Source organism: Chitinophaga sp., from assembly GCF_039596135.1.
Lineage (GTDB): Bacteria > Bacteroidota > Bacteroidia > Chitinophagales > Chitinophagaceae > Chitinophaga.
The window spans coordinates 17,323-44,101 of the sequence record NZ_JBCNKH010000015.1 but is presented as its reverse complement, the minus strand read 5'-3'; the positions used below and the strand labels follow the sequence as shown (position 1 = coordinate 44,101).

The 26,779-nt window shown below is 44.5% G+C and carries 20 protein-coding genes; 8 read left to right on the top strand and 12 right to left on the bottom strand.

What is annotated here, in order from left to right; all coding sequences use genetic code 11:
* The first annotated feature begins 121 nt into the window (after nt 1-121).
* Complete coding sequence (locus ABDW16_RS12160) at nt 122-2,476, top strand: ABC transporter permease (protein WP_343670044.1); 2,355 nt, start codon at nt 122-124, stop codon at nt 2,474-2,476.
* Nucleotides 2,477-2,489: 13 nt separating this feature from the next.
* Here ABDW16_RS12160 and ABDW16_RS12155 read toward each other — a convergent pair whose 3' ends face one another.
* Genes ABDW16_RS12155 through ABDW16_RS12140 form a run of 4 tightly spaced genes read right to left on the bottom strand, consistent with a single transcriptional unit; the run spans nt 2,490 to nt 8,852 of the window.
* A complete protein-coding gene (locus ABDW16_RS12155) occupies nt 2,490-3,758 on the bottom strand; it encodes a hypothetical protein (RefSeq protein ID WP_343670043.1) in 1,269 nt (422 codons plus the stop codon).
* Nucleotides 3,745-5,103 (bottom strand): radical SAM protein, encoded by a 1,359-nt coding sequence (locus tag ABDW16_RS12150; RefSeq protein ID WP_343670042.1) that lies wholly within the window; start codon nt 5,101-5,103, stop codon nt 3,745-3,747. The genes ABDW16_RS12155 and ABDW16_RS12150 overlap by 14 nt, the downstream gene beginning before the upstream one ends.
* A complete protein-coding gene (locus tag ABDW16_RS12145) occupies nt 5,103-7,373 on the bottom strand; it encodes a hypothetical protein (RefSeq protein WP_343670041.1) in 2,271 nt (756 codons plus the stop codon). Before ABDW16_RS12145 ends, ABDW16_RS12150 begins: the two co-directional genes overlap by 1 nt.
* Nucleotides 7,374-7,391: 18 nt before the next feature.
* Nucleotides 7,392-8,852: a ferritin-like domain-containing protein gene (locus ABDW16_RS12140; RefSeq protein WP_343670040.1), complete on the bottom strand. Its 1,461-nt coding sequence runs from the start codon at nt 8,850-8,852 to the stop codon at nt 7,392-7,394.
* Nucleotides 8,853-9,062: 210 nt separating this feature from the next.
* Here ABDW16_RS12140 and ABDW16_RS12135 point away from each other — a divergent pair, with 210 nt between their 5' ends.
* The 3 genes from ABDW16_RS12135 (at nt 9,063) to ABDW16_RS12125 (ending at nt 13,677) form a co-directional block, all read left to right on the top strand.
* Complete coding sequence (locus ABDW16_RS12135) at nt 9,063-11,636, top strand: glycoside hydrolase family 78 protein (RefSeq protein ID WP_343670039.1); 2,574 nt, start codon at nt 9,063-9,065, stop codon at nt 11,634-11,636.
* A gap of 81 nt (nt 11,637-11,717) precedes the next feature.
* Nucleotides 11,718-13,211 carry an acyl-CoA dehydrogenase family protein gene (locus ABDW16_RS12130; RefSeq protein ID WP_343670037.1) on the top strand — a complete coding sequence of 498 codons (1,494 nt, stop codon included), beginning with the start codon at nt 11,718-11,720 and terminating at the stop codon, nt 13,209-13,211.
* A gap of 250 nt (nt 13,212-13,461) precedes the next feature.
* The gene (locus tag ABDW16_RS12125; protein ID WP_343670036.1) at nt 13,462-13,677 is read left to right on the top strand and encodes a hypothetical protein; all 216 of its coding nucleotides are present in this window, start codon (nt 13,462-13,464) and stop codon (nt 13,675-13,677) included.
* A gap of 74 nt (nt 13,678-13,751) precedes the next feature.
* On the opposite strand, the gene ABDW16_RS12120 is transcribed toward ABDW16_RS12125, so the two are convergent.
* The 3 genes from ABDW16_RS12120 to ABDW16_RS12110 all read right to left on the bottom strand — a co-directional run bounded on the left by ABDW16_RS12120 (nt 13,752) and on the right by ABDW16_RS12110 (nt 16,721).
* Nucleotides 13,752-14,741 carry an aldo/keto reductase gene (locus ABDW16_RS12120; RefSeq protein ID WP_343670035.1) on the bottom strand — a complete coding sequence of 330 codons (990 nt, stop codon included), beginning with the start codon at nt 14,739-14,741 and terminating at the stop codon, nt 13,752-13,754.
* A 162-nt stretch (nt 14,742-14,903) separates the two neighbouring features.
* Nucleotides 14,904-15,755, bottom strand: coding sequence for a helix-turn-helix domain-containing protein (locus tag ABDW16_RS12115; RefSeq protein WP_343670034.1), 852 nt, complete (start codon nt 15,753-15,755; stop codon nt 14,904-14,906).
* A 54-nt stretch (nt 15,756-15,809) separates the two neighbouring features.
* Nucleotides 15,810-16,721, bottom strand: a complete 912-nt coding sequence (locus ABDW16_RS12110; protein WP_343670032.1) for a DNA/RNA non-specific endonuclease — start codon at nt 16,719-16,721, stop codon at nt 15,810-15,812.
* A 66-nt stretch (nt 16,722-16,787) separates the two neighbouring features.
* Between ABDW16_RS12110 and ABDW16_RS12105 the strand changes: the two genes are divergently transcribed.
* On the top strand, nt 16,788-17,492 hold the full coding sequence (locus ABDW16_RS12105) for a hypothetical protein (protein ID WP_343670031.1): 705 nt from the start codon (nt 16,788-16,790) through the stop codon (nt 17,490-17,492).
* 24 nt (nt 17,493-17,516) lie between these two features.
* On the opposite strand, the gene ABDW16_RS12100 is transcribed toward ABDW16_RS12105, so the two are convergent.
* Genes ABDW16_RS12100 through ABDW16_RS12085 form a run of 4 tightly spaced genes read right to left on the bottom strand, consistent with a single transcriptional unit; the run spans nt 17,517 to nt 21,637 of the window.
* The gene (locus ABDW16_RS12100) at nt 17,517-19,226 is read right to left on the bottom strand and encodes a GMC family oxidoreductase (protein WP_343670030.1); all 1,710 of its coding nucleotides are present in this window, start codon (nt 19,224-19,226) and stop codon (nt 17,517-17,519) included.
* A gap of 5 nt (nt 19,227-19,231) precedes the next feature.
* The gene (locus ABDW16_RS12095; RefSeq protein WP_343670029.1) at nt 19,232-19,726 is read right to left on the bottom strand and encodes a gluconate 2-dehydrogenase subunit 3 family protein; all 495 of its coding nucleotides are present in this window, start codon (nt 19,724-19,726) and stop codon (nt 19,232-19,234) included.
* A 48-nt stretch (nt 19,727-19,774) separates the two neighbouring features.
* Nucleotides 19,775-20,203, bottom strand: coding sequence for a hypothetical protein (locus ABDW16_RS12090; protein WP_343670028.1), 429 nt, complete (start codon nt 20,201-20,203; stop codon nt 19,775-19,777).
* Nucleotides 20,204-20,224: 21 nt separating this feature from the next.
* Nucleotides 20,225-21,637 (bottom strand): hypothetical protein, encoded by a 1,413-nt coding sequence (locus ABDW16_RS12085; RefSeq protein WP_343670027.1) that lies wholly within the window; start codon nt 21,635-21,637, stop codon nt 20,225-20,227.
* Between the two features lie 158 nt (nt 21,638-21,795).
* Between ABDW16_RS12085 and ABDW16_RS12080 the strand changes: the two genes are divergently transcribed.
* The 3 genes from ABDW16_RS12080 to ABDW16_RS12070 all read left to right on the top strand — a co-directional run bounded on the left by ABDW16_RS12080 (nt 21,796) and on the right by ABDW16_RS12070 (nt 25,393).
* Nucleotides 21,796-22,344, top strand: coding sequence for a hypothetical protein (locus tag ABDW16_RS12080; RefSeq protein ID WP_343670025.1), 549 nt, complete (start codon nt 21,796-21,798; stop codon nt 22,342-22,344).
* A 377-nt stretch (nt 22,345-22,721) separates the two neighbouring features.
* Entirely contained in the window at nt 22,722-23,726 is a 1,005-nt protein-coding gene (locus ABDW16_RS12075; protein ID WP_343670023.1) for a hypothetical protein, read from the top strand.
* 461 nt (nt 23,727-24,187) lie between these two features.
* Nucleotides 24,188-25,393 (top strand): hypothetical protein, encoded by a 1,206-nt coding sequence (locus ABDW16_RS12070; RefSeq protein ID WP_343670022.1) that lies wholly within the window; start codon nt 24,188-24,190, stop codon nt 25,391-25,393.
* Between the two features lie 119 nt (nt 25,394-25,512).
* On the opposite strand, the gene ABDW16_RS12065 is transcribed toward ABDW16_RS12070, so the two are convergent.
* A complete protein-coding gene (locus tag ABDW16_RS12065; protein WP_343670021.1) occupies nt 25,513-26,754 on the bottom strand; it encodes a DEAD/DEAH box helicase in 1,242 nt (413 codons plus the stop codon).
* Between the last annotated feature and the right edge of the window lie 25 nt (nt 26,755-26,779).

Below are 26,779 nucleotides of genomic sequence, written 5' to 3'. Positions count from 1 at the left end.
GAACACCCTAATCTCAAATCCGAACACCATCTAATTATTTATAATATTTAAAATTAAAAACAATAACCACTTAAAAAATGGCCATCTTTTTGTGCCACCCCTTCCAGCCAAAAACCAACTCATGTTCAAAAACTATCTCAAAATCGCTTTTCGCAACATCATCCGTCACAAATCCTACACCACTATCAATGTGCTAGGCCTCGCAGTCGGTATGGCTTCCAGCATTTTGATCTTACTATGGGTACAACATGAAAAAAGCTACGACCGTTTTCACAAAAACGCCGACCAGACCTACCGGGTAATCGTCAACGCCAGTGGTTTTATAGCAGCTGTAAACCCTGCCGGGATGCCTGCAGGGTTGAAAGAAGCGATTCCACAGATAAAGAATACCGTAAGACTCAGTCATATAGGAACCCACCTCTTTCAGGCGAATGAACTGAAGTTCGAAGAGAAAAGGGTATTCTATGCTGACCCAAGCTTCCTGCAGGTATTCAACTTTGCCTTTGCAAAAGGAGATGCAAAAACGGCGCTCGATAGAGTAGATGGCGTGCTCATCACCCAGGACATGGCTAAAAAGTACTTCGGTACGGAGAACGCGATCGGGAAAACATTAAGACTGGATAACGCAAACCAGGTCACAGTAACAGGGGTATTGGCTAACATCCCATCCAACTCCCACCTGCAATTTGATTTCATCCTTCCCATGACGGCCATTGCGAATAGCAATGATGATCTAAAAAATAACACCTGGGGCAGCTTTAATTTCTACACCTATATCCAACTGGATAAAAGCTTTGTCCCTACACCAGCAGCTTTAAATAAATTAAACGCGGCCATGACCAGGGTATTTAAGCAACATGGATCCACCATGAAGGCTGAATTCCAGGCACAACCTATGACGAGCATTCACTTATCGCCTGCTATGCAGGTAGACTTACCCGGTCATGGAAATGTGCAATATGTAAATATCTTCTTCATAGTAGCCATCTTCATTCTGATAGTCGCCTGTATTAACTTCATGAACCTGGCCACCGCCCGTTCTGCAAGGCGGGCAAAAGAAGTGGGATTACGTAAAGTAATTGGTGCCGTAAGAGGACAGTTGATCAGGCAGTTCTTAGCTGAGTCTTTATTAATATCATTTTTCTCTCTTATACTGGCTTTGATTATTGTCTGGTTATTCCTCCCTGTATTCAATTTACTGGCAGATAAAGATCTTAGTCTCCATCTAAAAGATGCTGGCATCCTGGCGGGCATTGCATTCATCACCGGATTACTCTCCGGCATCTACCCGGCACTCATTCTTTCGGGGTTCCAACCTATCAAAGTCCTGAAAGGAAACCTCAACCTCCCCGGTGGAAATTTGATCTTCCGCAATGGACTGGTGATCGTACAATTTGTAGTATCTATTGTACTATTAATAGGAACAGCAGTTGTATTTAAGCAACTTCAGTACATCCGAAACAGAAATATGGGATTTGACAAATCCAACCTGTTATATATACCTATCACAGGTGAATTACCCCAAAAAATGCACGCATTACGCACTGCATTGGAACAAAATCCACATACCGCTAATTACACGATCATGTCAGAACTCCCCATCAATATTTACAGTGGGAATCTGAATGTAATGTGGGAAGGAAAAGATCCTAATCTACAGGTTGTCATTCCCAGCCTGGAAGTAAGTGAAGACTTTACAAAGGTTTTCCAGATAAACGTTTTAAAAGGGAGAGGCTTCTCTACCGCATTTAATGATTCAAGCAGTTTCGTGATCAATGAAACAGCTGTCAAACTAATGGGAATGACAGTCGATAACGCCATAGGCAAACCATTGTTTTACAATGGCACCAATGGCAGCATTATAGGTGTAGTGAAAGATTTTAATTTCAAACCTATCCAACAGGTAATTGAACCATTGATCTTACGCCTGAATAGATACGGCGGATATGTAGTGGTCAAAAGCCGACCCGGCAGTACAGAAGCGACTATCAAAGCTTTAGAAAAAATAAGCGAAGACTTAAATTCGGCCTATCCCTTCAATTATAACTTCCTGGACCAGGACATCGCCAACCAATATAAAGGCGAGCAGCAGATGAGCAAGATCTTCAACCTATTCTCTATACTGGCGATCTTCATTTCCAGCCTGGGATTATACGGTCTCTCCGCCTTCCTCGCGCAGCAAAAAACGAAAGAGATAGGTGTAAGAAAAGTACTCGGGGCTTCAATACTAAATATTATATATCTCCTGACGACTGGTTTTACAAGACTGGTACTGATAGCTGTTGTTATAGCAATACCTATTTCCTTATTAGCCATCAATCGCTGGTTGGAAACCTTCGCATACCATGTGCAAATCAGCTGGCTGATATTTGTACTCGGCCCTTTAACAGCATTAGTCATTGCCTGGATGACCGTAAGTTTTGAGATACTAAAAGCAGCAATGATCAATCCGGTGATTAGTTTAAAAAGAGACTAAGATACAAAAGCCTTCATGCATGAAGCATGAAGGCTTTTATCATTATCCTGTGATAAACCAGCCATCGCAGGATCTCCATTCCAAATAAATGAATGCCTTCATTTACACATCGCTGATCTAATTGCCTGATCAACTCCACCACAGGCTTTTCACTCACATATACAAAAGGCTCATCACTGTCAGGTAATTTTACCCCATATTCATAATGGATCATTTCACTCCCAAGCACCGGCACAGGCACTATCTCTGCATTTGGGTTGAATATTAATACATCCTCTTTTCTGATTGCCAATACCTGGTCCGGATGCAAAGGTGACAACTGCCCGCTTCGCTGCCGCCAAAAATTACTTTCATAAATTCCCTGGGATTGATAAAACTGCTGCGTCCAGCGTACATGTTTACTCACTTCACCTGATATCATATTCCTATAAAACGCTACGCCGGCTGATACATCCCCCTTCAATATCGTATTCACCACCACCGCTCCCTGCACTGCCGTTTTCAATGCCTTCTGCACGCCCTGTGCCGACAACGGATCCATCGTAAACACCGCATCTCCTATCTTAATAAAATTCCTCCCCACCGGCGACTCATCCACATAAGCAGTAGCCGTACACATGTTCACTTCCCCAAAATCTTTCAAAGACATTAACCGACACACCCGCATTTTCTCCGCAAAAAAATCTTTCACAGAACTAAACTGCTGCACCTCTCCCGGATCTGCAAATACAAAACTCAAACCGCCGCCACCCCAATACCAACAATCCCTCCCCGCCTCAATAAAAGTCTGTGAAATACACCTCGCATACGCCGCCACCGTAACCGGCAATATAGCACGACGGCGCCCCTTTAACAGAGGGCGCCGTCCGGTAGCTGCCACAAGAAATCTTGCTGAAAATAAAAGTTCCTGTTCTATATAAACATCCCACTCACTATGTATATTCTCTATCGGATATGCATTCCCAAAAATGACCCGCGCACCCGATGCATTCAATAATAACTGATCAAACCATCCCCTATCCACATGCCAGCCGCCTTCTTTTTCTACCACCTCATCATTCTCCCATAATAATAAAGAGCGCGGCGAAAGAGATTGATCCACCTCCACTTTTAAAACGCGCAACCAATGCTCCACACCCGGCGACAATGAAATCCCTACATGCGCTCTTGGAAACACCACCTTCTCAATCACCACTACACTATACCCCATTTCAATAAGCCGCTTTGCCATAGCACTCCCGGCAGGTCCGCCTCCGAAAATACAAACATCATATTTTGTCATAACCCGGCATCAACCTGTTTATCCTTTCATAAGACTGCAAGGTAAAATGCAGCCATCCCCTGATATAATCACAAGCGCCTCTTCCTCTTTCCAACACCTCATGATGACAACCACCCCCACATAAATACCTTGCCCAACACCCACTACATGGCTGCTGCTGATGCACATGCCGGTCAGTCAACCATGCCTGTTGTAAGGTAGCATCCACCCCATTATCCACACTCCCCATTCCTGCTCTTGCATCATTCACAAACCGATGACAGGCTGCCAACTCTCCATTCGCAGCTACACCTAAATACCCCGCTCCGGCACCACAGGGATAAGGTCGATGCGTAGACTTAGCAATCTCCTTATAAGCATTCACCATATTCAAAAACGGATACCGCCGTCCACTCAACACCGCCTCTTCAAACTGTAATCCACAAGCAATCATCTCCGCTAATAAATGTTCCAGGTCATACGCACTCATTTCATGAGCACCATCATCCGCCCGCAGCAAAGGCGAAAAACCTACACTATGAAACCCCATATCAATAAACGTATCCAACGCTTTATGTAACTCCATATTCATCGGCGTAACCGTCACCCTTGCTGATACCTGCATGCGTTGCTGCAATGATAACAACGGCGCTATATTCGCCATCACCTGGTCATACGTACCACGACCATTTTTCAAAGTTCGTATCCTGTCGTGATCCTCCTTCAATCCATCCAGACTAATCGTCACCGCAAAACCAAATTCCTCAAAAAACTGCGCATCTTCCGCTCTTATCAAAGTACCATTAGAAGTGATCGAAAATCCTATCTCCACCCCGCGCACAGCCGCCTGCTTGGCCGCATACGCCGTTGCCATACGAATACCGGCTCTGTTCATCAATGGCTCGCCTCCCATAAAAGACAATTGCACCTTATCACCAGCAGACTTATCCTTCAATAACAAATCCACCGCCTTAAAAGCCATCTCCACATTCATACTACTCGCCACACCCGTTCCAAACTCACCCTGACCTGCATAACAATAACTGCATCCCATGTTACAACTCTGCGAGATGGCCAATGATAACGCATGCAAAGGCGGGTCAGGAATCGCATCATCAATAAGAGCCGGACCATCTATTTCCATCCCTAACAAACCCAAAGCAATAGCATGATCATCACCGGCAGCTAATAGCGAATTGATAAAAGCCGTCTGCTCAGGGTTTCCCCTAAACAAACGGCTGCCATTTGGTAAAAAGATCAGAGGATCACCGTTCCCCGGAATCATATGCACATGTGCCGATCCAGGGGCCGCATCCTTTGCAATTCTGGCTGCCAGCTTAGTGGCAAGCGCTCCATATGTACCCATTACACCTGTTTTTTACTCCCATCAGAATCCAACGCATCATTCCCCTTCACCAGAAAATTCAACTCCCCTTCCCAATTCTCAAACAAATCATCATAAGTCAATAACCGACTATCCGCCCTATTATCCGGTATATAATTTCCACTCCGCCGCTTAGACATCCAGTTATCCCCACGACTAACCCCATCCGGCCCCGGCACTACATTCACATAATCAGGACGGGAAGCTGCCCAATAATAACAGGCACATTCCCTATAATCATTCTGCCAGGGCGCACATAAACCCTGTGTCAATTCCCCCGCTTTGATGATATCATCATTCAAAGCAGCACTCTGCTCTTCAAAGAAAGTATTCACCGTCATCACCACGCGCACCAGGTTAGTATTCCCCGTATTCAGGTCAGCAGCCTTCACCACCACCTCTGTATTAGACTCATCCTTTGTAAAATAACATTCCACCTCCTTACCCTGGTTCTGTAACACATATGCCAGCCCGTTAGACCACTCCATAAAAGACACCCCATTCGGATTGAAAGTATTGATCAAAGGCAGGTTACCGCTCCTCGGAAAAGTCGGTCCTTCTGTGGGCACCATGGTTGGTTTACCAGCTACACCTACTAAGCGATGATACAGGAGATGTGCAAATTCCTCCTCCGCATCTACAATAAAGTTGTTATTCTCAATCAAAGTGATCCCTTTGAAAGCCCGCCGCCACAGGTTTCTAAAGTCCATCTCCAAACCCGGGAAACAATTTGAAATGGCACTCCTTGCCATCACTGAATAAGGGTTCCCTTGTCCCTTGTAATGTAACTGGCTATATAAATCCGCAACAGGAATACTGCCAACATTCGAACTATTCAACTTAGCCGCACCAGCCTGAAACATGGCAGCAGCCGCACTCTGAATAATGGTATGAATCTGCCTGTATGTAAAGCACAACGCCCTGCCATCAGCCCCACGCATCATCGCCGGCATTTTTCGTCTTTCCTCATTGGATAAATTTCCAATACTATCCGGCCTGCGCAATGCACTGTCAAACCAGGCATTCGTAGCAGGCGTACCAATACCATTGAAGACCCTTTCATGAATGGCCAGCACCGCTAAGTTATCCACAATAGACGTAGCCATGATCGGCTCATACATCCTGCCAAAATCATTTGAATCCTGTGCCGGCATCATACTCGCAGGCCGTGGTCTGCCATAATAGTTATTCCCATTCATGATAGCCGTATTCATGAGTCGCACGGTCTCCAATGCTCTCCTAACTATCTCCTGCGCTTCTTCTATAGGTACCTCTTTATCCACATCAGGCCCTAATAAGATTTGCTCTATCTCATCCGTCACCACACGTACAGGCAATGTATCTGGCGCATACGCAGGTGGTCCGGCACATACATGCGCACTTGCTGTCAACAATGTATTGTCTGCTTGCTTCAACTCTATGGTAATACGACCATCACACTCATCATCCACATATCCCCAACTCACCCTGTTATCACCAGAATCATATCCTGCAAAGATCCCCGCAGGATTAGTTAAGATGGGTCTTTCCTGGTTCCCTTCCACATAGTTGAACCAATCCCCATCTTTATTATACAATAAAAAGTCGTCTCCATATTTTAAATACAATGGATCTGGCTCCGCCGCACTACCTTCTGCCGGAATCCTCGTAGTAGAACAGCCATAGATCCTGCCCGGACCCGGTGTAAACCTAAACCTGATCTGGGGAAACTCACTAGTAGGCTGAATAAACTGCACATGTCCTAACGGCAGTTTTTTACCATCAATGAAATTGTCACACACTCCTTCCACCGGTAACAGGTTATGGGATTGTATGTAAGTAATTTCCGCATTGATCTTATCTTTCTCACTCTGTGTACGACGATACAATTTGATATTCGCCAGATGCACATGCCATGATATACTACTCAGACTCAACCCTGCTTTTGTCAACAGATCAGTTGTCAAAGGTACCAGTTGATCCGGCTGTTCATCTGTAATCGCAAACACTTCAAGGAAAGGGGCCACAGGCCGCACCGTACCATTCTTTACATCTACATCCGCAGCATCTTTGAAGATGACTTTATCAGGTGTGAATTTCGTCATGATCCCCGTTGTAGGATCTACATTATAAGATTCCTCCACTGTAATTTTTCTAAAATCAAGTGGATTGGTAGGGTCCACATCCAGCCGGAAAGCATCCATAGGCGTTGCTGAAGAACCCAATCGACCAATAGCGATAGGAGGCAAAATCCTTAAACCAGAAATTTGCATACAATATTTTTTAAATGATTATTTCATACAAACCTTATCCCCGGCCAATATCGCATCCGCTACATCCATCAGTTTCTTATCAGCCGCCTGCAATGAATACAGATAAGTCTTGTAAGGCTGATTTTCAAACGCCAGCAATGTGGCAATAATCCCGCCCGAAGCATCCAGCAGATCCTTATGCACGCGCCATTTGTTCCTTTCTCCAAACGGCAGGTCTAATGTATAAGGCGTGAGGAACGGCGGCCCCGCCATCTTATCCGTACCTGCTCCCGCAGGCATATTCACCAATACATTTGCGATGGTACGCAGGTTATACATCTCCCCGAATGTCGCATGTATAATCATCCCTCTCGGTGAATGGACCATATCATTGTACCCATCCCCCAACAGGAAACTATGCGTTAAAAAATTCAACAACATCCGGTAACGAACATTGAATAAATTCGCCCAGAACCTCGCATGAAAATCCGTAATCACACTATCCCCATCACTTGCCACTGCCGTTTCTTCAGGCGATACATAAGGATTCGTGAGAATGTTCCTGGCAGGATTAAAACTATCCGGCAATTTTCGCCATGCCTTATAGATATTCAAAAATCGTTGGAAATGTGATTCATCTGCATCATCTGCATCGGGGTTTTCTCCCTGCTCTGCAATCGCTTTTACTGCGGCTACAGTATCTGTACGACAGGTGAGTGGCACCACCAGCACATTCGGTGTATTCGCCGGACTCGCATGGGTACTGTTTCCCCTCGCACCATGGTCATAACCCCGCTGCCACTCATCCGGCTTTGCCTGGAAAGGATACGTTTCCACACCAAAAACATCATCAGGTATCATCGCCTCATTTTCCAACAGTTCAATGATGCTTTCAAACAATACACTGATGGGATCACCCAGGTTCGATGTAGGCAGTAATGCCTTAATTTCCGCCTTGATCTCCTTTGTTTCCGCATCATCCCCATCCTGGATATTCAGCCAGCCGGCAGGTGACTCTGCATACACATACTTAGCCAGCGAGGCTTTGGACAAAGGCTCTAAAGTGAAATCGAATGGATACAACGTAGAATCATACGGAAAATCCTGTCTGCCGAAATTCAAAGGCGCACCTATCACCCGCAATACATTCTGAACAGACACAAAGTGCCCCATCTCTTCCTTTGCAATACCCATGATCACTTCCTGCCAGCTCCTCACCAGCTCCTGCTGTGCTGCAGGCACATGATCGCCACCCAGGCTGTACGCCGCATACAGGTATTGCACCATCAGGCTATGCTCCAGCTCTGCATCAATATGGAGCATGTAAGTGAGCCAGTCTTTAGGATTGAATTCCGGCGGAATGAGGGGCCCTGCGGTAATGCCTTCCGCTCTAACCCCGGATACGTTAAACACTGCTGCTCTCAGGGCTGTGACGCCCCTTCTTTCAGGACGTGCCTGATCCAGCAGAAAGGACAAATGTCGCTGCATGCTACTTCTCATAGATTCAAATAGTTAGGGTCGTGGAGATGATTGAGTCGTGGTTATAATTCATTTAATCATTATTCACATGAGGGCTTCCAATTTCCAGCATATTTAACGTATCGAAAAAGAATATGTTCACGGTATAGAAAAAATTATAATTTTCTAATTCATTTTGATAAATTTATTCTTCAGGTCTAAATTCATTCACACATTCCACATCATGCACTTATGAATAAGCGTCTCAGTCTTTTATTCGTAGCCCAGGCTCTATATCTTTCTCTCTCCGCGCAGCTACAGGTCAAACAACTGCTTACGGAAGGTTTAAAAGATCCACAATGTATTGACAATGCACATCCCCGCTTTAGCTGGATACTCAACACAGAGCAACCAAACACCCTTCAATCGGCCTATGAAATTACTGTGATGGATGGCAGGAAAACCACATGGACAAGTGGGAAGATGGCTACTGCCGAGTCGTTGCATGCCCCTTATGAAGGAGATGCACTCACACCCGGCAAACTATATAGCTGGAAAGTAAAGGTGTGGGATAACCATGGTCATAGCACCACGGCTACCGAACCGGCTTACTTTCGTATGGGAATTACCGACTGGAAAGCAAAATGGATTGAACCTGGTTACCAGGAGCCAGCCACCAACCGCCCATGCCCTATCTTCAAAACCAGTTTTCATAACGGCAAAAAAATAGCTTCGGCAATCGCTTACATCACCAGTCATGGTTTGTACGAAGCCCGCATCAATGATAAAAAAGTAGGTGATGGTTTTCTCACGCCCGGTTTCACCAGCTATAACAAGCGCCTGCAATACCAGGCGTACGATGTGACTAACCTGCTGCAACCCGGAGATAACAATATTGAAATAACTGTAGGTTCCGGTTGGTACAGGGGAACAATCGGTTGGGGTGAAAATAAATATGGTAAAACACTGGGTGTGTTATATCAAATGGAAGTCACCTATACCGATGGCACCAAAGAAACCATCATCACTGACGAGCACTGGAAATCAGGTACCGGCAAGATCACCTACTCAGAAATATACAATGGCGAATGGCAGGATAACCGCAAAGAGACTACCTGGACTGGTGTAAAAGTGATCAACATTCCGCTGAACAACCTGGTAGCCAGCGTATCACCCCCTGTTACAAAGCACGAGGTCTTCAGCAATATCAAAATGATTAAAACACCTGCCGGTGAAAATGTGATCGACTTTGGCCAGAACCTCTCCGGTTTTATTCACTTCAAAGCTACGGGCAATGCAGGCGATAGCATCATCCTCGAACATGGTGAGATCCTGGATAAGAAAGGTAACTTCTACAATGCCAACCTGCGTACAGCTGCTGCCAAAGACATCTTCGTACTAAGCGGCAAAGGTGAAGAATTCTTTGAACCACACTTTACCTTCCATGGTTTCAGGTATGTAAGAGTAAAGACCAAAGCGAAAATGACCGGCATTGAAGCTGTCGCCATTTATTCAAACACACCCGCCACCGGCAACTTTGAGTGCTCTAATCCCATGATCAATCAACTGCAACATAACATACAATGGAGCCAGGTGGACAATTTCGTAGACATTCCTACAGACTGCCCACAGCGCGATGAACGCCTTGGCTGGACCGGCGATGCGCAGGCATTTGTACAAACGGCTACTTTCAATCACAATGTAAATACCTTCTTTACTAAATGGCTTCGTGACCTGGCCGCAGATCAGGTACCGAATGGTGCCGTACCCCATGTGATTCCAAATGTATTGGGCAATGACGCATCAGGTTCTGCTGGCTGGGGAGATGTGGCAACGGTAGTACCCTGGACCATGTACCAGGTATATAGCGACAAGCGGTTGCTGGAAAATCAATATCCTTCCATGAAAGCATGGGTAGATTATATTCAGCTGCAATCCCCCAACAATATGTGGGCCAGTGGTGCACACTTTGGCGACTGGTTATCTTATAAATCAGAAAACCGCTCCGCAGACACCTATACTTACATCACTACCCAGTGCTACTATGCATTGTCCACACAACTGGTTATTAACGCGGCCAAAGTATTAGGCAAACAGGATGATGTGGCAAAGTATACCGCATTACTGAAAAAAATAAAAGATGCCTTTTGTGCAGAATATGTCACACCCAACGGCCGTATCATGTCTAATACCCAGACATCTTATGTGCTGGCCCTGGCATTTGACATGCTGCCGGAAAACATAAGGCCCATGGCTGCCAAATACCTGGTAGACGATATTGCCAGCTATAATAACCACCTGACCACCGGGTTCCTGGGTACCTATCTATTGTCAAACACGTTGACCAGGTTTGGGTATACTGACGTAGCTTATAAGTTACTGTTGCAGGAAACATATCCATCCTGGTTATATCCAGTAAAAATGGGTGCCACCACTATCTGGGAGCGTTGGGATGGTATGAAGACAGACAGTACCTTCCAGACCACAGACATGAATTCCTTTAACCACTACGCCTATGGGGCCATTGGCGATTGGATGTATAAGAACATAGCAGGGATAAATATGGATTCCTCCACTACCGGCTTTAAGAAGATCAAAATCATGCCCAGACCGGGCGGCAACCTGACTTACGCAAAAGCCGGTTATGAGAGTGGATATGGCAGGATCGGGGTAGACTGGAAGATCCAGGACACCCGATTCATCATGGATGTAGAGATACCTGTGAACACAACAGCCGAAATATATGTACCTGGAAAAGAAGGGAAAGAGGAAGTCGGAAGTGGTAAATATCACTATGAGTCCACGTTAAATAAGGCTGTTCAATAGTTATTCTCCCGGGGCAATCGCCGTTTAATATTGGCCAAAGTCCTATATTTAGGGCCGATTGCTTTTTTAAAGGAGGATAATATGGAAAATTCAAGGAGTCTCACGGAGTTCATTGCTGATTTTGAGCGGACGCTTAGACGAATATTTTACGAACAAAACGATATTAATCAGTTAAGTCTTCAACGAGGCCTGCCGGACAATATATGGAAAGACATTATGGACACGGCACCTTTGTCAGTGGCCATACCTACGGAATTTGGAGGAAGAGGATGTATTGTAAAGGAGTGTCTTTCACTATTGTCTGCTGCGGCTTATGAATCTTTACCACTGTCTCTGACCTTTGGGATTAATATCGCTTTGTTCCTGGAGCCGCTGGCAAAATATGGCAATAAGGAGGTAAAAAAGGAAGTCTTCGACAACTTCCTGCACCACCAGAGTATGGGGGGCCTCATGATCACGGAGCCGGATTTTGGGAGTGATGCATTGAATATGATGACGGCTTACAAGGAGCTGGATCATACATATGCCATCAAAGGCTCCAAGCACTGGCAAGGTCTGACCGGCCAGGCAAACTACTGGCTGATAGCTGCCAGAAGGGAACAGGAAGACGGCAGCTTGTCGAGAGATGTAGATTTCTTTATGGCAGACAACTGTAAGAAAGGGCAAAAGATCATCGTGGAGTCATATTACAATAATCTTGGTTTGTACATGATTCCCTATGGATTGAATAAAATTGACATCCAGGTGCCGAAAGAGCACATATTAAATCCTGAAAGTACGGGTATTAAGATGATGTTGGACATCCTGCACAGAAGCCGGATGCAGTTCCCCGGCATGGGCATGGGCTTTATCAGGCGTATGCTGGACGAAGCCCTGGATCATACCAAGAACAGGATGGTAGGTGCAGGTAACCTGTATGCAATGGATTCCATTAAGTTCCAGCTGTCACGTATACAAACTGCCTTTACCATTTGCTCCGCTATGTGCTACAAGAGCAGCAAGATCAGCGGGATTGAAAATAACCTGGCTACAGAAGGACTGGAAGCAAACAGTATGAAGGCGTTAGTGACAGACCTGATGCACGAATCGGCCCAGCTGTGTTTGCAGTTGTCCGGGGCTAACGGCTACAAGATCAGTCATATCGCGGGTAGAGGTATTGTGGATAGCAGGCCGTTCCAGATCTTTGAAGGCTCTAACGAGATGTTATACACACAGATAGCTGATGTGGTGATAAAGAAGATGAAACGCCATCATACCAGCAGCCTGTACAACTTTTTGTCTACCTTCCCGCTTGCACAGCGATCTGCTGAATACTTTAAGGAACAGCTAAGCTGTAATATATCCACGACATTGACCCAACGTAAAATGGTGGATCTGGGTAAAATCATCAGCAGACTCATTTGTACAGATTATACATTGGAAATAGAAGATGCAGGGTTTAGAAAAGACCTGGTAGAAAACTGTATTGGCAATGTGAAGATGGAAATAGCACACCTGGTGTCTAATCTTGGTATAGAGAACCTGTCGACCCCGGTAGATGATTATAAAGAAGATAGTGACTGGTTGTCCCTGTAATAACGATTTTTAGAACATAAGCGCTGGTGACAGCGCTTATGTTTTTTATAGCGGAAAATAAAACGTACCTTTGCCATAGTTTATTAGCATCTGTCTGGCACATTTTAATAATGCTAATCTTTATCCAACACTAATAGCGATCCAGACTAACACTACACTTGCTATTTCTTATCAGTTGAGATGATAGTTAACCTTTGTATTGGATAACATCATCCAGGGGTTTTATATTCTTTCACCAATTATTAATACTATGGCAATAAGCTGGAATAAAAAGACATTAGAGAATAAAAAGAAGGTTGCAAAACAGGAGAAAGAGAACAGGAAGCAGGAGCGGAAGGCAAATTCTGCGAAAGGACAGGGGCTTGAGAGTATGATGGCATACCTGGATGAGGACGGTAATTTGACGACGGTTCCACCGGAGGAACGGGAGAAAATTAAAAAAGAAGAAAAAGGAGAGGATAATTAAAGGGGGATCCCCCCTTTAATAAATCCCCACGCTGCTATAGTAACTTACGATCCGCTATGTCCGATACATCCCTATTATCGATTCAATGCCTTCATCAGGAATTCAGGATAACGGCTGCCTGATGCAATACCGGCAGGCATGATTGCTTCTATATCCTGCAGATCTTCCTGCGTAAGTTGAATATTTTCTGCTGCAATATTTTCTTCCAGTCTTTGAATTCGCTTCGTCCCCGGAATAGCAATGATATCTTCCCCCTGCGCCAATACCCATGCAAGTGCCAACTGTGTAGGCGTACAACCTTTCTGCGCAGCCAATGCTTTGATCTTATCCACCAGTTCCAGGTTTTTGTAAAAATTCTCCCCCTGAAAACGCGGCATGTTTGGCCGGTTATCTTTCAGGTCTTCAGGAGATTTTATTTCACCGGTTAAGAATCCCCTGCTCAAAGGTGAATAAGCAACAATACCAATACCCAGTTCGCGGGTAGTAGGAAGTACTTCGGCTTCAATCTCCCTGCTCCATAGAGAATATTCAATTTGTAAGGCTGTAATAGGCGCTACAGCGGCTGCTTTTCTAATGGTAGATGCAGCTGCTTCAGAAAGCCCGATGTAACGAATTACGCCCTTATCCACCATATCAGCCAGTGCGCCGACGGTTTCTTCAATAGGTACATTCGGATCTACACGACCGGGAGTATAAAGATCAATATAATCGGTTTTCAGGCGTTGCAAGCTGTAGAGAATGGCATTCTTCAAATAATCAGGATGGGCATTTACCGGGCCGAAAGTAAAACCTTTATTAGCTGCCGGTGCGAACAGCTGTCCTGTTTTTACGGAGAGAAAAGCTTTGTCACGCTTACCTTTAATGGCTTTTCCGATCAATTCTTCATTGTGACCGGTACGGTAATAATCTGCAGTGTCTATAAAGTTATGCCCCAACTCAAGGGCTCTTTCTATCACGGCAATAGATTCCTGGTCATCTGATGCGCCGTAAGCTCCTGACAAGCTCATACATCCCAGGCCGATGGCTGATACGAGTGGTCCGTTTGTTCCTAATTTTCTGTTCATAGTGCTGTTTTTTTGCAGGAACGAAGTTCTTAAGAAGGACAAAGGAGGAGCCGGACAAAACGTATTAGTTCCCTGACAAATCCTGGATAAAGGTGGCAAATTGTTGGGGTTAATATGAACAAAGTTCCTAAGAAGCACAAAAGGGAGACAGGACAACACGTATTAGTTCCCTGACAAATCCTGGATAAAGGTAGCGATGGTCTGACCGGTGACTTTCTTAAACAAACGGGAAAAGTATTCGGGATCATTGAACCCCAGGTCATAAGCAAGTTCCTTAATAGAAGAGTTTCTTGAATAAAACAACCTTCGCTTTGCCTCCAGTATAAGTCTGTTAGTAATGAATTCTTTAGGACTCAGACCAGAATATCGTTTGACGATGTTATACAAACTATTCGTATTCAAAGCAAGTTCTTCAGCAATCTCAATAATACTGGGATGATCCGTGAGATTGTTCTCTATTAATAACTTAAAATTGATGTATTTAGAGAGCTTATCATCCGCCGGTTGTTTATTCACTGCAAAATAAGCGGAGTTGATTTCTGTCAATAAGCTATTGAGATGTGCCAGGATAAGGTCGGGATCAGTATCCATAGTACTGAGCAGTCCGAGCAGCATTTCAAAAATGGATTTGAGTCTGGCAGCTGCAGGCGGGGTGAACCGGATTTTCTGGTTGTTTAATGGATTGATGAGAAAAGGATATTGCCTTGGCAGGAGAGATAAACTACTCTCATCAAAACCCAGTTTAAAAAAGTTGGTACCTTTTTTAGAATCAGGTACATGGTGGATTTGGTGGGGGAGTACAAAAAGCAACTCATCTGCCTGTATATCGAAATGCTGTAAGTCCACACCATGGCGGGTAGTGCCTTCCAGCACAAAAAGGAACAGGTAATGCGTTTTGCGATGAGCAGGCGAATAGGTATCCAGAATTTCCGGAGGCAGGCTCCCAAAGGTAGGAGAGATGATACGGATGGGGAGCTTGTTGTTTTGTGTATGTAGATGAAGGATGGAATCCATGGTGTAAAAGTAGGAAATAAATGGCTGCCTGGGGAGCTGATGCTTCTTTTTTACTTAAACCTTTATCTCACTCAACCGGGTCAGTTTTACAGCCAACACCCCACCATGCTTTTGCTCATAATCCGTAAACCCATCATACCCTTCCAATTCACCAAAATCAATCCCCGTCTCCTTTGCCACCTGCTGTACACTCACCTGATAAGTCTGATAAGCGCCGTATACAAACTCCAACGTCTTCAACTCCTTCTCCTGGCTGATCTTATACGCAGTCGCAGATTTACGCCCACTCTCCGTTACAATAGCTACTACTTTCCAGAATGCCAAAGGCACTAACGCATCCCTATATTTTAAATCCTGGTCAGTAAAAATAGGTCCTGTGAATACTGTTACCATCATCCCTTCTGTCTCTGCATTGTGTAAGATATAATCCTCCAACCCTAACCACGTCTGCTGGTTTACTGCCGCCATCTGCGGACAACTATTCGTAAAGTGAAAAGTATCTTTATTCGCCAGCAGCGCGATGGCCTTCGTACCCCACACGGGATCATCCCTACGTACCATATGCCCCCTGTCAAGGTTATTATTGTCATACAATGCATCTCCCCATTGATCAGTTTTATCTAAGCGACCATCATAATACCAGGCTTTCTCCCTGGCCACATTCCGCACTGCCTGCTTACCATCAATATTCACAGCAGTAATAATGGGCATTCGCCTTTCTGCAGACATCACCAGGGAAAAATGTTCATAGTTCAATACAGCCTTCCCCGTATCTTTCCCATACCGGATATTTCTGATAACTGCAGCTGGCGGCATAGGTAACGGAATATTCCATCCCTTTAAAAAGGAAGTATTATAACCGGTCCTGTCATCAAACTCACTGGCATTTGATACAGATTCCTGGCCAGCTTTTAAGAGGTCACCTAAACGGACCATCGATTCGAAGGTAGTATGTTGAGTACGCATAATTTAAAGCTAACAATTAATATGCCCCGGAATAGTTTTATCTTTATCTTAATAAAATTTTAACCCATGAAAATCCCCGATGCATTCAATGATATTATCAAAGATCACCTCAATGTCAATGCCGCCTGGCTACCGGTTACAAATACCTTTCAGTTAGGCGACTATGGTGTTTTCTCTAACGGTGTATTCATGCAATTGGGTAATATCAAGGAGTTTGGTATTCACTTCGATACAGCCAAAGGCCCGGATAGCAGTATTAACTTCACCTCATCCGAAACCAGTGTGATCAACTTTTCAGGTGGCGCGCAGGTAGATGTCATTCCCCCGACAGCCATCGATGCCAAAGTGACCATGAAGTTCGGCAGGAAAGGTTCTTTCTTTGTAAAATCACCTGTGATACATGTAAAGGTGATGCAGAACATTCACCAGGTTGGTGCACAGCTTAAAGCAACAGACGGCTGGAAAAGAAAGTGGAAAGTTGTACACCAGGTATACCACGCCAAAGATGCGGCAATTTTCTCAACGATAGCAGCAGATACAGACCTCACCTTTAGTGGAAATGTAAAAGCACTGAGAGCGTTGAATCTAGGAGCAGCAGATATCAATGTAAATACATCAAAAGAAATGGGGTTGGAAATGCATGGCAAGGCGGGGATCATTGCCCTTGGGTTGTTCAAACTGAGGTTCTTTGGGGGTGGGGTCAAATCACTGGAAGCGCATGGCGATGAAATAGAATTATTACATGGAGAAATAGAAGATGATAGCCTGTGAGCAGTGCTCACAGGCCATTTATAATTATATCGTTCCTTTCTTCATCTCCTTTACCGCATAATCCACCGCTCTCGCTGTCAGCGCCATATACGTCAGACTCGGATTCTGCGTACTGGTCGATGTCATACACGCACCATCCGTCACAAATACATTCTTCACCAGGTGCATCTGGTTCCATTTATTCAGTAAAGAGGTCTTTGGATCATGTCCCATTCTCACCCCACCCATTTCATGAATATCCAATCCGGGCGCTTGTTTGGAGTCACGTGTTTTCAAATCAGTAAAACCTGCTTTGGTATACATATCCGTCATCTGCTCAAAGAAATCTTTCACCATCTTCTCATCATTATCATCATACCCGATATCAGTATGTACTAATGGAATCCCCCACTCATCTTTCTTTTCCTTATCCAGGAACAGCCGGCTTTTTTCTTTCGGAATCGTTTCTCCCATCATATGAGAGCCCACACTCCACGGACCTAAATCTTTTTTGAACAAACTATCTTTCAGTTGTGCTCCAAATCCATCCGGTTTTGAAAACGAAGGCCGCATAGCATAGAAGCCTGCAGCATAGCCCCGGAGGAAATCAGTCTCCTGTTTTACGAGATTTCTGAATCGGGGAATATAAGCACTGGTAGGCCGTCTGCCATCAGTGGTATATTCCAGCAGACCTTCATACTTACCGGTAATCACCGCGCGGTAGTTGTGAAAAGCAAAGTACTTACCTAACAGACCATTATCATTCCCAATACCATTAGGGAAACGGTCAGAAGTAGAATTCAGCAGGATGATATTAGTATTCACCGCAGCGGCGTTTACAAATATCACAGGGGCAAAGTATTCAGTAGCAGCATGGGTCTTTGCATCAATCACACGTACACCGGTGGCCTTACCTTTCTGTGCATCGTAGATAATAGAATGTACCACGGTATCAGGTTTCAAAGTGAGGTTACCCGTCTTCTCCGCCCAAGGAATAGTAGAAGCATTGCTACTGAAATATCCGCCAAACGGACAGCCTCGCTGGCACAGGTCACGTTTCTGACATTGCATTCTACCCTGTTGTTTATGGATCTCCTGTGGTTCTGTGATGTGCGCACAACGGCCATAGATCACATGCCTGTCATGATAGTTTTTGCCAACAAAATCTTTGAAGTATTGCTCCACTTTTGTGAGCTCCATAGGTGGTAAGAACTCCCCATCCGGCAGTCCGGGTAGGTGATCCTTATTGCCGGAGATACCGGCAAACTTTTCCACATAACTATACCAGGGTGCAATGTCTTCATACCTGATAGGCCAGTCGACCGCAAAACCATCTCTCGCAGGGCCTTCAAAGTCGTAGTTACTCCATCGCTGCGTCTGTCGTGCCCACAGGAGTGATTTACCCCCTACCTGGTAACCACGGATCCAGTCGAATGGCTGATCCTGCACGTATGGATGTTCTTTATCTTTAACAAAGAAATGGACGGCATCTTCTTTGAATGCATAACATTTGCTGACCACCGGGTTGTCTTCCTTTTGCTGTGCAGTGAGCTGTCCACGATGTGGAAACTCCCATGGCATCAAACTGGTGGTGGGATAGTCTTTCAGGTGTTTTACATCTCTACCTCTTTCGAGTACTAAAGTCTTCAATCCTTTTTCCGTGAACTCTTTGGCTGCCCAACCGCCGCTGATACCCGATCCGATCACAATCGCATCAAAGTTGTGGCTGGTATCGCCAGTATTAATATTTGGCATACAATTTATCCTTTATTGACCAATACACTTCCGTGGAATCGCCCTGGCACAAGCTCATAGGGGAATACCTTTGTGAGATAATATTCAGAGCCGGTATAGCCCTGGATGAGTAAGTTTTTGTAAGTGTGATAGAAGTTGGAAGCATCTCCCTCAGCAGTCTCTTCCATTTTTTTCAGATAAGCTACATCTCCTTTTTTCCAATCTTTCCGGAATGCTTTCAGGCCAGTGAGGAATTTTTCACGGTCTGCTTTTGTAAAGCAGTCATCGACCAGGGTGAGTGCATACTGATCAGCCTTTACCTGTATGGCGCCTGGCTTCTCGCCGCCAGGGATGAGGGTGTCGGCAAGGGCCGTGAGAGTGTCTGTTTCCTCAGAGCTAAGTGCGAAATTATTTAGTTTTTTTCCCGGTGGCTTTTTCCCATTAAAACATGAGGGTAAAATAGCCAGCCCGGCAGATACGAACAGGACCTGTTTTAAAACGGTTCGTCTGGATACAAGCATTGGCGCGATAGTTTTTCATTAAGGACAATAAGGTAGTGGGAATATCTATTATTTCCAAACATTTTGGGATGAGCGGGGTAATAATTTAGGGCAATTAAAAAACCATATTTCAGCATTATCACAAATATAACATTCCGCACGTTCCACAGTCAACAGGTCAAAGGTGCGGATAAGCAATTGGTAGGTAGCGCTGTCGCCATAAGAAAAATGAACCCCATGCAGGGTATCTCCACTTTCGATTATTTCATGTACTCTCAATTGTGCAAAAGACTGCTTGATATTATCCTTCCATTCATCTCCGGTAAAATGAATTTCAACATAATCTCTTTTTACCATCTGCCGGCCGGGGAGTCGAACATAACAGACATCTCTTAGGGGGATAGGGCGCCAGTTAAAAAACTCCCACAAACAAGTTATGATTACCAATATAAATATGGTAGCACTAATAGCAGGTAACAGGAACAATTTCTTTTTCATCTTCTAAAGATGCGGTTGCTATCACTTTCCATACACCTTCATATCCCACAACATACCGCCAAACGTAGCCCCTACAATTAAATTAAACAACTGGTACCGCAGCACCACCGGCGAAGCCAGCACACTAAAACCAATATTGATCAGCCAGTAATAAGTAACGATGGTCAATGCATATCTGAAATGTTCATTGGCAATTGCACGACCTTCCATGTATAAATATCTCACCCAACCAATCGCAAATAAGAGCATAATGATGACTACCAGGTAAGGGTAGAAATTAAATAGCTTCAATTCTCCTCCTGCACGTTTATACACATGTGCATCTTTATACCGGAACCACTCCTTTGCCACTGGCAGCACAGTATCTACCCCATCATTATATACAGCGAGATTCTCTGCCGGTGGAAAGATATACTGCAACAAATTAGGCCAGATATAATATTCAACATAAGGTACAGGATACCGTGCTATCAGGTACTTGCCATAATCATTTAGTAACGGTGCTATTTGCGCCATCTTGCGCAGATGACCGGTATTGTCAGAGATATTTTGTGCCCCCGGTTCTGGTTGTAAAGGAGATCCCGGATCCCAGATATAGTAAGCCATAATTGGCCTGTTGGGTCTCTCAGCCATAGGCACTGAATCGAGCCATTGATCCACCCGCGATTGAATATCGCTGAACTGCTCAGGCACAGTATCTTTGGGTTTTACAGGCATACGAGCATATGCATACACCGCATTGTTCGCCATTTGCCATCCACTAAAAACAGAGAATTGCCGCTTGCCCATATGCATCTCCGTCTGCCTTGTAGTATACAACACAAAGGCGCCAACAAGGAAGACTGCCATTCCTACCGCCCAAATTTTCACACCTTTTGAATACTGGCAAAACACAATCACCGTCATACTGATCACGGGGTAAATCAATGCATGATATCGCACAGTAAATGCCAGTAACAAAACGACCAGGTGCACACACAATAAAAAGAAAGTAGGTTTATAAGTAAGCCGGAATAATTGCGCCATCCACACGAGGCTTATCCCGATAAAATACACATCGCTGGTAACGTAATTACTTAAATAAAGAATAGCGGGGTTTAGAAAGATAAAGGCAAACAGGGTCCATTGCAGCAATTTGCTACAAGGCCGTACTTCCAGTAAGGTATAGAAATAGTACAGTCCACAGATGTGGTAGATGAAGAACTGAATAAAAACAAGTAGCGTATCACTATGAGAAAAGAATCCTGTAAAACGAATCAATTTTGCATACCCAACCGGCCATAAATTAGCGTCGATATTGGTAGCAGCACTCCGCAGGTAATTGTAAGAGTCCTGCATAAAGTTAGGATACGGATACAGGTATTTGATCAAAATAAATTGCAGGACCATTGTTACTCCTGCTAAGAAACAGTAATGGTATCGCATTCTCATCATACGGCAGGAATTTAATCATTTCATTGAATATAAAGTTAGGAGATCCCGAAAAAACCAGCTGCTCAATCATTAAAAAAATAAAATGAACCTTTAACCAAATCTTAACTAATCTCAAATTTTACTTTATTAGTTTAGTGTAAGAAATCAAACCCGTGAGTATGCAAAAAGACCTTATCAGGATATTTGAAGAAAAGGCCCCAAATGAATTAGCCCACTTTTTTTTCGACAATGCTATCGCCATCGATCAGCTGATTCAGCAGTATGATGCCTGGAACATTGAAAACACCCGCCAGCAGATGCACCATATCCGCGAAATTAAAAAAGGAATTCGCCAGCGGACAGCCGATCATGGGTGGACAGATATCGACGGCCTGGATATTTGTTATCAGTTTAGCGGAACGGGTATTCCCCCCGTTAATATTGAAGCAGGGTTCACGGCTACGCGCACACAGGCGGCGGGAGAGTTTGTCATTCATGTAACCACTACCGGTATACAGGCCTGGAATTATTACGAAGACAGGTTGCTGCAGGAGTATAGGGCTTATGAGCCTGTGATAGCGATGCAGAAGACGATACTGCCGGTAGCAGCTATTGCTGGAAATCAACACGATAAGATCGTGGATGCACTGCAACAGGTATACGCTTTTCTGCAAGCTTTGTGCGGCCAGGTACAGGAGTACAAGGTGACAATGTCCGGATTATCCTGATCATAATCAATCAATTAACATCTCCTTTTACACCTTGCCCCCTGCCGTTTTCAAGCAGTCTTCTTTATCAATTTCATCTTTTTTATTTTATTAACAAGTCATTAACCACTCACCCCAATCAATTTATTAGTTTAGCACTATGCTGGTCAATGACGGGAAGAAAGGGTATAAATAAACTAACTATTCCGGTATTGGAACACAACATTTGCTGTAGTGGAGCGACATTCCCCCCAACAGTTTGGATACCTGGCATTGTTCAAACCCTGCTGACAAACTATCTGGCAATTTGATCATCATATTCAAGTTTCATATTTCATGTGAAAGTGTTAACTACCTTTTAAGAGGTATCAACAAAATCGCCGTTAAAAAACACGATTATGTACCCAGTATTGCACGATGAGAATAAGCTGCTTTTAATTGACCGGTTCATCACAGAGTATATTCATGCTGGCTATGTGCCGACGGAGTACCTGCAGTTGGTGATTCCGGCAGGGGGATTGTATTTTGAGTCGGATAACGACTTTGATATGTTGTCGCAGCATATGCAGCTGGGTTATTTTTCAGTGTGGCTACATGATATCTTTGCGAAGAAGGATATAGTGCTATGTCCGTATTCACCTTACCATTTGTGGGCGTTGCATTTTATGTATGAGGATAGTTTGCGGGCAGAGACGATTAGTATACCCGATTTTTTGTTGGAAGAGCGGCAGTGTAATTTATTCAATCTTTATTCGGAGATGCACCGGGTGCCGATGAAAGCGGGGCAAAAGGTATTGTCGTTTCATATAAATATCATGCCGGCGAATATTCCGAAGCTGGTGCAGCAATATCCGGGGTTGTATAACCTGGCGAATAAGCGGCTGCAGAAGATCAGTGGGGTGATTAATAACAGGCCTTACCGGATAAATGCCGTGTGTAATTACCTTGTACAGCATATATTATCCTGTAAATATATAGAGGAGATGGCGCAGTATTATCTGCACAGGTGCTGTGTGGATTTGTTTTTGAACTTTGCACTGCAGGATGCAACGCCTCCGCCTTCGATACAGTTGTATACACCGATACAGACGGTGATGTTACACCAGGTATTTAACTATGTGACGACGAACCCGCAAATGCAGCATAGTGTAGCAGAACTGGCGAATATGTTTAATATGCCGGGGGCGCAGTTGGCACAGGGGTTCAGACATCATTTTTGTATAGGGATTACGCCGTTTATAAATATGGTACGGATGATGCATATTTATGATAGTATTATGCAAAAGTCATTGACGTTAGGGATGATAGCAGCGACGACGGGGTATAGGAATACGACGGATATGCTGAAGGAGGTGGATGCGTATTATGAGTGTAATGTGATGTTGTTGAGAAGGGAGCAGTAGGAGAGTCTTTCTCTTTGTATGGGTCACCCTCACGCTTATGATAGCCGAAAGCAAACCTGATGAAAAAGATATCATGGCCCAGGTAGTAGTGAACCTGATCAATGACTATAATTAAATCAGCCGGGCAAGAATGCCCGGCCATATGGATATAGACTAAAAAATTCAATCAAAGTGCAATGCTAGACTATTGTTAGCAGAAATCAGTTAATGCGGAGTTAATTATCCCATATTTTTTCTCTTTTACTCACATTATTTATTATTTATAAATCATTGTTATTCATCTAAATCCTTATCAGTACTCAATTTGCACGCTGACTCTCTCTGAAAAATGAACGAAATGAACAGGCTGTATGAAGTATATTTTCATATATTGCATTTATTATCAGGATCACCTATACCTGATACCCTCCGAATAACTATGACTAAAATTTACTATTGTTAACCATTAGCGCTAACACATTATGAAAACTCCCTTGAACCCGCTGAACCAGCTGGTAGAAAGCCTGCAATTTCTTAAACAGCCAGAGGACAATGTTACAACATATGAACTGATCGCTACCATACACCAGGGTACTATCAATGCCATCAGTCATCTGAAAGCAGCACTGGAAACATGCCGGTTAAACGGGCTGCATGAACAGGCCATGCAACGCTATATTCTCATTTGCCAGCAAAGGTTGTGCACCGTGATCGGTGAATTGCCAACGTCCTGGTTGAATACAGAGCTATCATCCTCGCACACAATACAGGAGAACACAGCCTTGTTGCGCGCAGATATTTGTTTTCAATTAGATGAATTCCTGGTTTATCTGAGAGATACCTTCCCGCATTATTTCAACCGGTTGCTGCCCATGCCGGATATTCACAGGGAGATCATCAGACAGCAATTGCTACCCGGGATCCCGCTGATTAAAAGGTGGTTTGAAATTACTGATGACACCTGTCATGACCTGCAGACATTAATCATGCAGTTGTTTGATCAGTTGGATCCGGCGTTGCCTTATCAATTGAATGATGCCAAGCTGCAGTTTCTGGTGCAGTTACACCAGCATTTACTACGACTGCTGGAACAGGAGAACTATAATTTACAGCATCATCAGTTGCAATATGTGTTGTTTTGCCTAAACTGTAATACCACCGATTTTTATCATTATTGTACAACCTGGCTGACCAGGCAGTTGCATATGGCCAATTCATTTGAGGAGCAGATGAGGCTATTGAAGGAAGCATATAGTGATATGCAGCAATTGCAGCTACGATCTGGACAGGCATATTGTCCGGATGCACCATCCATCAGGGATTTATTGCAGGAATGGTTGTTTGTAGAGATCAATTTCCTGGAACGGAAGATGAAGGAGGAGCCAGGGGTATTGATAGCACCCGAGAGGATCCGGACGAATATGTCGGTGTCGATGATGGCGCTGATGGTACGGTTGCTAAGAGCAATGGGGCAGTTGTCGCATAAGCATGCAGAGGAAGTATTTCGGTTGTTGCCAAAGTACTTTTCAGCGAGGAAGAATGAGCCGTTTACAGAGAGTATTTTTAGGGCGAAGTATAAGGAGATAACGAATAGTACATTGACCAGGATAGCGGGAATAGGGCAGGAGTTGTTGAAGATGATAAAGCCGGAAGAAAGGACGAGCAGAACGAGACGATCGTCGCTGTAGGAGGATAAGATCTCTATAGCAGGAAATAGCTATCGTCGCTGTAATGCTTTACGCAAGGATATCCCAATCTCAATGATTGCATAAAAAAGCCCCCTCTGTGCGAGGGGGCTGAAATAACATTACTTCTTCTTTTTCTTCTTCTTCACCTTCTCCATCTCCGCATTATGCTGGTCTATCAACAACTGCCAGTTATCATTCGGAATATCCTCAGAAAAACTAATCGTCTCCCTATAATCATTCTTATCAATCTTCATCACAGTAATCTCCTTCCCCAGGTACTTTTGAATCTCCTCCAGCACCGGCCTCTCCTCATCACTACAAAACGATACCGCCTGTCCTTTCTGTACCCCACGCCCTGTACGGCCTACCCTGTGTACATAATTTTCCGGCACATCCGGCAGGTCATAATTCACCACATAATCCACATTCGGAATATCAATCCCTCTCGCATTCACATCAGTAGTAATCAGCAATTTCACTTTTCCGGTCTTGAAATCTTCCATCGCCTCCAACCTGTTCTCCTGCTCCTTTCCGCCATGCATCACCAACGCCGGAATCTCCACCCTGGCCATAGCCGCCTGCACCCGTTCTGCCCGCACCTTCGTTCTTACAAACACCAGGATCTTCCCTTCCGGAAACTCCTTCACCAATCGCTCCAGGAAAAATCGTTTATCGTCCATGCTCACAAACGCCACCGCATGCTGCACATTTTTTGACACCGGATCCTCCGGGGATATCTGAATCCTGATCGGATTAGTCACCACAGAATAAGCCAGGTCCTTGATATCCTTATCAATAGTCGCAGAGAAGAACAAAGTCTGATGTCTGCGGGACATATGTTTCAATACATCCCTGATATCCCTGATAAAGCCCAGGTCCAGCATATGATCCGCTTCATCCAGGATCAGGGTCTCAGTATAGCTCAGATCAATAAATCCCCTGCTGATGAGGTCAAACATTCTTCCGGGTGTGGCGATTAGTACATCCACCCCCTGGGCCAGCTTCTTCAGCTGGGGACCTTCATCCACCCCTCCGAAAAGGCCCAATATATTCAGTTTGGTATACTTTGCAATCTGGGTAAATACCTCGGCAATCTGGATAGCCAGTTCGCGGGTAGGCACCATCACAACACATCTTACCTCTCCTTTTGTCTTTTTAGGGTGCTTTTGTTGCAGCAAATGCAGCACCGGGATGGCGAACGCCGCGGTCTTTCCGGTACCGGTCTGGGCTATCGCCATTACATCGTCCCCCTTTAATATAGATGGGATCGCCTTAAATTGGATATCTGTCGGGCGTTTAAATCCCAATTCCTCCAGGCTTCGTTTAATCTCCGGGGAAATACGATACTGTTCAAATTTCATAGTGCAAAGATATGGGTGTAGGGGG